The sequence below is a fragment of the uncultured Thiodictyon sp. genome, assembly GCF_903828115.1.
Lineage (GTDB): Bacteria > Pseudomonadota > Gammaproteobacteria > Chromatiales > Chromatiaceae > Thiodictyon.
Genome location: NZ_CAIKKU010000548.1, coordinates 1 through 7,950, shown reverse-complemented (window position 1 = coordinate 7,950; position 7,950 = coordinate 1). Strand labels below are relative to the sequence as shown.

Here is a 7,950-nt window from a genome sequence, read left to right as displayed (position 1 = left end):
TGCAACGCTTTTCCGATTACGACAACGACAACGACAACGACAAAGACAACGATTACGACAAGGACAACGACAACGACAACGACAACGATTACGACAAGGACAACGACAACGACAACGACAACGACAACGATTACGACAACGACAACGACAACGACAACGACAACGTTGGGTTTATTCGCCTTCATGTCCGGACAGATACGCTTTTCTCGACTCCTGATTCCGAGGATCAATCCATGCCCGTAACCGTCGGCGGCCCGCGGCGCCATCTCTGGCTGGCCTGGGCGACGCTCGCGCTCGGCCTGGTGCTGACCCTGGCTGCGACCCTCTACACCCTGGCCGCGGTGCAGTCCGTCAACCGTCTGGACTTGGCCGTGGCCGGTGTCGCGATCGAGGCCAAGGTCCAGGCGCGTCTGCACGCCCATGCCCAGGTCCTGCGCAGCGGGGCGGCCTACTTCGCGGCGGCGGGGGAGGTCACCCGCGAGCAGTGGCAAACCTTCATCGAGCGCAGCAAGGTCCAATTGAATCTGCCGGGGGTCCAGGGGATGGGCTTCGCGCGCCTGATCCCCGCCGCGCAGTTGGCTCGACATCTGGAGCAGATCCGGGCGGAGGGCTTCCCCGACTACCGCGTGTGGCCGCCGGGTGAACGCGACCCCTATTCCGCCATCGTTTACCTGGAGCCCTTCAGCGGCCGCAACCTGCGCGCCTTCGGTTATGACATGTTCGCCGAGCCGGTGCGCCGGGCCGCCATGGAGCGGGCGCGCGACCAGGACCTGGCCACCCTTTCCGGTCGGGTCCTGCTGGTGCAGGAGACGGGCCAGGACGTCCAGGCCGGGACCCTGATGTATGTCCCGGTCTACCGCCCCGGTGCGCCGACGGGGACGGTCGCGGAGCGTCGCGCCGCCCTGCTCGGCTGGGTCTACAGCCCCTATCGGATGACCGACCTGATGCATGGCATCCTGGGGGACGGGGTCCCTGGTGTGCGCCTCGCGGTCTATGACGGCGATCGGCCCGGACCGGAAACCCTGCTGTTCGACAGTGAGCCGGGCGTCGCCCTGGCGGGGGCCGCGGCACTGCGCCTCCCGGTCGATTTCAATGGGTCGCGCTGGACCCTGGTCATCGCGCCGTCCGGTCCCCCGGCAGCGGCGTGGCGGGACCTGCGCGTCTGGCTGGTCGGGGGCGGCGGGGGCGTCATCAGCGCACTCCTGGCGGCGCTGGTCCTGGCCCTGTTGAACGCCCGCTTCCAGGCCGGCAAGTTGGCCGCGGAGCTGGGGGCACGGCAGCGCGCGGAGCAGTCACTGGGTGTCGCCCTGACCAAGTACAAGACGCTCTTCGACACCCTGCCGCTGGGTCTGACCGTGACCGACGCCGCGGGTGAGATCCTGGAGGCGAACCCGCGCGCCGAGGCCCTGCTCGGCATCCCCAGCGCGCAGCAGCGCCAACGCCGGATCGACAGCCCCGCCTGGCGGATCCTGCGCACCGATGGGACCCCGATGCCGCCCGTCGAGTACCCCGCCATGCGGGCGCTCCAGACCCGTGAGGGGCTGCATCACTCGGAGATGGGTGTCGTGCGGCCGGACGGGGCGGTGACCTGGATCGAGGTCACCGCCGCCCCTCTGCCGCTGCCGGGATACGGCGTGGTCATCGCCTACGGCGACATCACCGACCACCGCTACGCCGAGCTGGCGCGCGACGCGGTCAGCGCCGTGGTCAGTCTGGCGGTCGCGGCGGATTCCGCGGATGCGTTCTACCAGGCCGTGCCCCGGACCTTGGCGCACCGGCTGGGGTTCCCGATCGTCGTCATCGAGACCTACGACGCGGCGCGGGCCGAGATGGTGTTCGTCGGCGCCGTCGGCGTCGGTGACGGTGCACCGCTGCGCGTCCCCGTGGATCAGACCCTGTCCGGGCTGGTGGCCACTAGCGGCGAGGCCCTGGTGGAGTTGGATGCCGGCCACCGTCCCGAGTACCGGTTTGCGCCCCTGCGGGCCTTAGGCGTGGTGACCTTCGCGTGCGTGCCCTTGCGGTCACGGGAGCGGCTGCTGGGGACCCTGGCCATTGCCGACACCGCGCGCCGCCCGGAGGTCCTGCGCCTGCTGGAGGCGCTGCGCACCATCGCCGACACCGCCGCCGATGCGATCGAGCGCCTTGAGACCCAGGCGGCGCTACGCGCGAGCGAGCGCAATTACCGCGGTCTGGTCGAGAACCTGGACGCCGGGGTGGTCGTGCATGGTCCGGACACGCAGGTCCGGTTCGCCAATCCGATGGCCTCCCGGTTGCTGGGTCTGACGGCGGAGCAGATGCGCGGCAAGGCGGCCATCGACCCGGCCTGGTGCTTTGTGCGGGAAGACGGTTCGCGGATGCCGCCGGCCGAGTACCCGGTCAACCGTGCCCTGGCGGCCGGTGAGCCGCTGCGGCAACTGAACCTGGGCATCCTGCGGCCCGACTGCGCCGCTCCGACCTGGGTCCAGTGCGAGGCCCACCCGCTGCTCGATGATCAGGGGGCGGTCCGGCGGATCGTCGTCACCTTCTTCGACATCACCGAGCGCGTCCAGGCGGAGGCCGGGCTGCGGGCGCGCGAGTCGCTCCTGCGCGCGGTCGTCGACAACGTGCCGTTCGAGTTCTGGGCGCGCGACCGTGACGGCTATTGTGTGATCGAGAACGGTTGCCTGGTCGCGCACTGGGGCAGCATCCTGGGACGGCGCCCGGACGAGAGCGGGGTGAGCGCGCAAGACCTGGCGCTCTGGCAGGCCAACAACGCCCGTGCCCTGGCGGGGGAGGTGGTCGACGAGGAGGTCGAATACCGCATCGACGATGAGCCGCGCATCTTCCAGAATATCATTGCCCCGATCCGCAGCGGGGCCGAGGTCCTGGGTATCCTGGGGATGAACATCGACATTACCGAGCGCAAGCGGGCCGAGGCGACCCTGCGCAAGAGCCAGGCCTTGCTCAATGAGATGGGCCGGATCGCACGGATCGGCGGCTGGGAACTGGACGTGGCCACCGGCGTGCAGGTGTGGACCGAGGCCGTTTATCAAATCCACGAGTTGGACTCGAGCTTCTCCCCCGATTTGGAGACCGGCGTCAGTTTCTATGCGCCGGGGTCCCGGCCCTTGATTGAACGGGCCGTGCAAGGTGCCATCGACCACGCGCAGCCCTTTGATCTGGAGGTCGAGTTCATGACCGCCAAGGGCCATCACCGGTGGGTTCACGCGATCGGCAGGCCCATCGTGGAGCAGGGTAAGACCGTCGCGCTGTCCGGCATCGTCCAGGACATCAGCGCCCGCAAAGAGGCCGAACTCGAGTTGGAGCACCACCGCCATCACCTGGAGTCGCTGGTCGCCTCCCGGACCCGGGAGTTGCGCGAGGCACGCGACGCGGCCGAGGCGGCCAACCGGGCCAAGAGCGCCTTCCTGGCCAACATGAGCCACGAGATCCGCACACCCATGAACGCCATCCTGGGGCTGACCTATCTGCTCCAGCGCGAGACCCCCACCCCTAAGGCCCAGGACCGGCTGACCAAGATCGGTGACGCCGCCCAGCGCCTGCTCGGCATCCTCAATGACGTACTGGATCTGTCCAAGATCGAGGCCGGGCGGGTGGTGCTGGAGGATCTCGACTTCGCCCTGAGCCAGGTCCTGGACGGGACCCTGAACCTGTTCGCCGAGCGGGCGGCGCAGCAGGGTCTGCGGCTGGTCGTCGCGCTGGACCCCGGGGTCCCGGCCTACCTGCATGGCGATCCGCTACGCCTGGGGCAGATGGTCGCCAACCTGGTGGGCAATGCGGTCAAGTTCTCGCAGCGCGGCGAGGTCCGGGTGCAGGTGCGGGTCCTGGCCGAGGACGCCGCGGGCCCGCTCCTGCGCATCGAGGTGGCGGACCAGGGGATCGGTCTGAGCGCGGAGCAACAGGCGCGGCTGTTCCAACCCTTCGTCCAGGCGGACAGTTCGACCACCCGCGAGTACGGCGGCACCGGGCTGGGCCTGGTCATCGTCGCGCGCCTGGCCGCCCTGATGGGTGGCGAGGTGGGGGTGGACAGCACCTTGGGGGTGGGCAGCCGTTTCTGGTTCACCGCCCGCCTGGGGCGGGCGCCGGGCGCGACGGGGAGGGCGCCGTCCGTCGCCCGCGAGCCCCAGGGGGAGACGCACGAGCAGGCCCTGCGCCGCCGCGGTCACGGTGTCCGCCTCTTGGTGGTCGAAGACGAGCCAGTCAATCAGGCCGTGGCCTGCGACCTCCTGGCCGACCTGGGCCTGGCCGTCGAGGTAGTGGACAACGGCCGCGACGCGGTGGAGCGCGTGCGCAACCGCGACTATGCACTGGTGCTGATGGACCTGCAGATGCCGGTCATGGATGGGCTCGAGGCGGCGCGGCAGATCCGCCGGCTGCCCGGCAAGGCGTCCCTGCCGATCCTGGCGATGACCGCCAGCGCCTTTGCGCAAGACCGGGAACGCTGCCTGGAGGCGGGGATGAACGACCATATCGGCAAGCCGGTGGCGCCGGAGCTGCTCTACAGCGCCCTGTTGCGCTGGCTGCCGCCGGACCCAGCGCAGCCTGCCCCGGAGCGCGCGCCGGCGCCTGCTGCCGAGGCGGCGGCCCCGCTGGATTGGGGGCGGGCGCTGGAGGTCTTGAGTCAGTTGGAGTCGCACCTGGCCGAGGACGATACCATGGCCGCGGCGCTCTGGTTCGAGCAGCGGCCACTGATCGCCACGGCGCTCGGTCCGCAGGCCGCCCAACTGGGCCGGGAAATCGAGCGCTTCGACTATGCCGAGGCGCTCGTGACCCTGCGCGCCTGGCGCCGTGCCCGCGAGACGCCGGGGCCTGCCGGGGGCGCCGACTGAGCCCGCGGTCGCGCCGCGTCCTGGGCCGGATCAGGCCTACCACCAGCCGGGCGGGCCCCAGGGTGGTCCGTAGCCGACGGGAGCGGGCGGGAAGGGGCCGTAGCCAGGCCCGTACTGCGGGTATCCGGGGCCAGCCGGGTAGGCCGGCGGGTAGGCGGGCGGATAGCCGGGGACATACCAGGGTGGGACATCAGGCCGGAATTGGGGCCAGCCCCCGGGCGGGGCCAGCCGCGGGCGTCCTGGGACATTGGCCTGGGGTCCGGCGGCGGAGTCCGCCGCGGCGCGCTCTTGGACGGGCGCCGGTGGGGGGGCCGCCGGCGCGGGGCGCGGCGGTGTCGTCACGGCAGGCAGCGGGGCGGCCTGGACCGGGGTTTCAGGCAGCGGGGCCGGGGTCGGGGCCGCCGGTGCCGGGGTCGCCGGTAGCGGGGCCGGGGTCAAGGCCGCCTGTACCGGGGTCGCCGGTAGCGGCGCCGGGGCCGGGGCCGGAGCTGCCTTTACCGAGGCTGGAGTCGGGGCGCTGGCCGGCTCCACGGTGACGCTGGGCGCTACGACCACCGGCGGCGGTGCCGCCGGTGCAACCGGCAGGGCCGCGGGCACCGGCGCCGACGGCACGGCGTGCTTGACGGACCCGACCGGCGACAAGCGTGTCGCCAGTCCCATCGGGTCCGGCGGCACCGGTTGCCGGGTACGATTGGACCAGACCTGGAACAGCGCGGCCGTGGTCACGATGGCGACCAACCAGACCATGAGCCGGCCCAGGTCTCTGGGCTGACGCCGGCGCGGGGCTTCTGCGGGGGACATAGGCACTCCTCAAGTCGCGAGCGATTCGGGCGCCCCGCGGGGCAGGGCTGAATGGCCGAACGCACTGGGAAGCAAAGTCTGCACGTCCCCGCGGTCTGACGCAAACCCGGGGAGTCGTGCGGGGTGCGATCAGAACTGATGTGTTAACGCACATTTCGTATGGGTGTCGCGGACCGGGCGTCGTTGTCGTTGTCGTTGTCGTAATAGTGGGGGGATTTTTCGATTACGACAACGACAACGACCGGCGCCGCCGCAACCCTGACCGCAGCGCTCGGACGCCGCCGCTCAGGGTGCACGCGGTGCACCCGCCCCCTAATAGTCCGAACAACTGCGCCCGAGGGTACTAGAATCCCGCGCCTAGGTTCGCGTGTCGGTCTTGTCCCGGAGGTGCTATGCGTTTCGTCTGGTGTTGCGGTGGGTTGGCGGCGGTGTTGTTGCTCGGCGGCTGCGGCGGCGGCCGCTTCGCGACCAGCGACCCGGAGGACCTGCCGGTCAGTTGCGTCGCCAAGCCCGCGCGCGGCAACTGCGCGGGCCGCCGGGTCAAGTATTACTATGATTATCGCGACAACCGCTGCAAGTCGTTCAACTACAGCGGTTGTGGCGGGCGCGTGCCGTTCGAGACCCTGGAGGACTGTGTCAACTACTGCGGGGCCGTCCCCTGAAGGTCGCGCGACCGGGTGATGGAGATGAGCTGGGCGCAGTCCGCGGGCAGTGAGGTCCAGTGCTCGGGCATCGTCAACCGGGCCAAGGCCGCGGTGGTGAGCAGCTTGCCGTCCTCCCGCTCGACCGGGGCGGCGTCGGCCAGGTGCAGGAGCAGGGTCTGGAGCCCCGGGTTGTGGCCGATCAGCAGGACCCGGGGGGCGTCCGGGGGGCAGCACCCGAGCGCCTCGAGCAGGCCGTCCAGGTCCGCGTCAAAGACCCGCGGGTCCCAGTCGATCTGCCCCTTGGGAATCCCCAGCGCCTTGCATACCCGCAGCGCCGTCTGGTGGGCGCGCCGCGCCGGGGAACTGACCACATGGTCGGGCACCAGGCCCTCCTGCGCCAGCCAGGCGCCGACCTTGGGGGCGTCGGCCTTACCGCGCCGGGTCAGGGGCCGGTCGAAGTCGGCGCCGCCGCCGTCCCAGTCGGACTTGGCGTGACGCATGATCAGCAATTCGCGTGACATCGAGTGCTCCGCATCCTCGCCCGTCCGGGCGGCCCCGGGGCCGGTGCGCCGGGCACCGCCGGGCGCGTCTCAGCGGACCTCGGCGAGCAGCCGGTCGATCATGCCGCGCGCCTGCCCCAGGTAGCCGGACCCGAACAGATTCAGATGGTTCAATATGTGATAGAGGTTATAGAGGGTCTTGCGGACCCCGTAGCCCGGCGCCGGCGGCCAGGCCTCCCGGTAGGCGGCGGAGAAATCGGCACCGAAACCGCCGAACAGCTCGGTCATGGCCAGGTCCGCCTCCCGGTCGCCATAATACACCGCCGGGTCGAAGATGACCGGCTGCCCGTCGGGAAGATAGCCCAGGTTGCCGCCCCACAGGTCGCCGTGCAGCAGTGACGGCCGGGGCCCGTGATTCAAGAGGGTGCCGAGCGCCGCACCCAGGCGCTCCCCGGCGTCCTGGAGGGCGCGGGCATGGCCGTTACGCGCGGCGAGCGCGAGTTGGGCGCCCAGGCGCCGGTCGCGCCAGAAGTCTACCCAGTCCTCGCTCGGGGTATTGACCTGGTGCGTGGAACCGATGAAGTTGTCCCGCGACCAGCCGAAGGTCGGCGCCGTACTGCGGTGCAGTGCGGCCAACTGACGCCCGGCGACGGCGCCCCGGCTCGGTCCGTCCAACGCCAGGCGCTCCAGGACCAGATAGCTCAGGGCGTCGGTCGCGCCCCAGCACACCGGCGTCGGGACCCGGAGCGCCCGGGCGGCGGCCAGCTCGGCGAGCCCCGCCGCCTCCGCCTCGAACATCGCCAGCCGCTCGGCGGCGTTGGTCTTGACGAAGAATGCGCGCTCCCCGTCGCTTAAGATCGCCGCGGCATTGATACAGCCGCCGCCCACCGGGCGCGGGGCCGCGGTCGGGGCGAAGGGCCGGCCGGTGGCCGCGGCGATGTGGCGGGCGATGAGGGTCCAGTCGGTCATGGGGTGCCTCCGGGTGGCTTGGGCGGTTCAACCTGAATCGGGGGATTGCTCTCACAAAGACACAAAGGCACGAAGAAAAACAAATCATTGAAGGCGTTGGGGCGATCACCGCGGGGGTGACCTCCGCGAGCTACGCATCGGCCGGCCTGCCCGGGGCGCCGGGCCACTGCCATTGAGTTGAGCCGTGCTGGCTCCCACGCTCCTGCG

The 7,950-nt window shown here is 70.6% G+C and carries 7 protein-coding genes; 3 read left to right on the top strand and 4 right to left on the bottom strand.

Annotated features, from left to right (window positions below; genetic code table 11):
• A partial coding sequence (locus QZY48_RS20400; RefSeq protein WP_295434611.1) for a hypothetical protein occupies window positions 1-243 on the top strand: 243 nt, incomplete at its 5' end.
• Entirely contained in the window at window positions 234-4,829 is a 4,596-nt protein-coding gene (locus tag QZY48_RS20395) for a CHASE domain-containing protein (RefSeq protein WP_295434609.1), read from the top strand. The genes QZY48_RS20400 and QZY48_RS20395, both read left to right, overlap by 10 nt.
• A 36-nt stretch (window positions 4,830-4,865) precedes the next feature.
• On the opposite strand, the gene QZY48_RS20390 is transcribed toward QZY48_RS20395, so the two are convergent.
• Both QZY48_RS20390 and QZY48_RS20385 read right to left on the bottom strand, forming a co-directional pair.
• Entirely contained in the window at window positions 4,866-5,630 is a 765-nt protein-coding gene (locus QZY48_RS20390; RefSeq protein ID WP_295434607.1) for a hypothetical protein, read from the bottom strand.
• Between the two features lie 143 nt (window positions 5,631-5,773).
• Entirely contained in the window at window positions 5,774-5,926 is a 153-nt protein-coding gene (locus tag QZY48_RS20385) for a hypothetical protein (RefSeq protein ID WP_295434605.1), read from the bottom strand.
• A 96-nt stretch (window positions 5,927-6,022) separates the two neighbouring features.
• Between QZY48_RS20385 and QZY48_RS20380 the strand changes: the two genes are divergently transcribed.
• Window positions 6,023-6,292: a BPTI/Kunitz domain-containing protein gene (locus QZY48_RS20380; RefSeq protein ID WP_295434603.1), complete on the top strand. Its 270-nt coding sequence runs from the start codon at window positions 6,023-6,025 to the stop codon at window positions 6,290-6,292.
• Here the strand turns inward: QZY48_RS20380 and QZY48_RS20375 are convergent.
• Both QZY48_RS20375 and QZY48_RS20370 read right to left on the bottom strand, forming a co-directional pair.
• Window positions 6,271-6,795, bottom strand: coding sequence for a histidine phosphatase family protein (locus QZY48_RS20375; RefSeq protein ID WP_295434600.1), 525 nt, complete (start codon window positions 6,793-6,795; stop codon window positions 6,271-6,273). The two genes, QZY48_RS20380 and QZY48_RS20375, sit on opposite strands and share 22 nt — an antisense overlap.
• A gap of 69 nt (window positions 6,796-6,864) precedes the next feature.
• Window positions 6,865-7,743, bottom strand: a complete 879-nt coding sequence (locus tag QZY48_RS20370) for a fructosamine kinase family protein (RefSeq protein ID WP_295434598.1) — start codon at window positions 7,741-7,743, stop codon at window positions 6,865-6,867.
• Between the last annotated feature and the right edge of the window lie 207 nt (window positions 7,744-7,950).

Excerpts from the sequence above, each read along its gene's own strand:
- QZY48_RS20395 (WP_295434609.1), top strand. The coding sequence starts at position 234 with ATGCCCGTAACCGTCGGCGGCCCGCGGCGCCATCTCTGGCTGGCCTGG.
- QZY48_RS20390 (WP_295434607.1), bottom strand. The coding sequence starts at position 5,630 with ATGTCCCCCGCAGAAGCCCCGCGCCGGCGTCAGCCCAGAGACCTGGGC.
- QZY48_RS20380 (WP_295434603.1), top strand. The coding sequence starts at position 6,023 with ATGCGTTTCGTCTGGTGTTGCGGTGGGTTGGCGGCGGTGTTGTTGCTC.
- QZY48_RS20375 (WP_295434600.1), bottom strand. The coding sequence starts at position 6,795 with ATGTCACGCGAATTGCTGATCATGCGTCACGCCAAGTCCGACTGGGAC.
- QZY48_RS20370 (WP_295434598.1), bottom strand. The coding sequence starts at position 7,743 with ATGACCGACTGGACCCTCATCGCCCGCCACATCGCCGCGGCCACCGGC.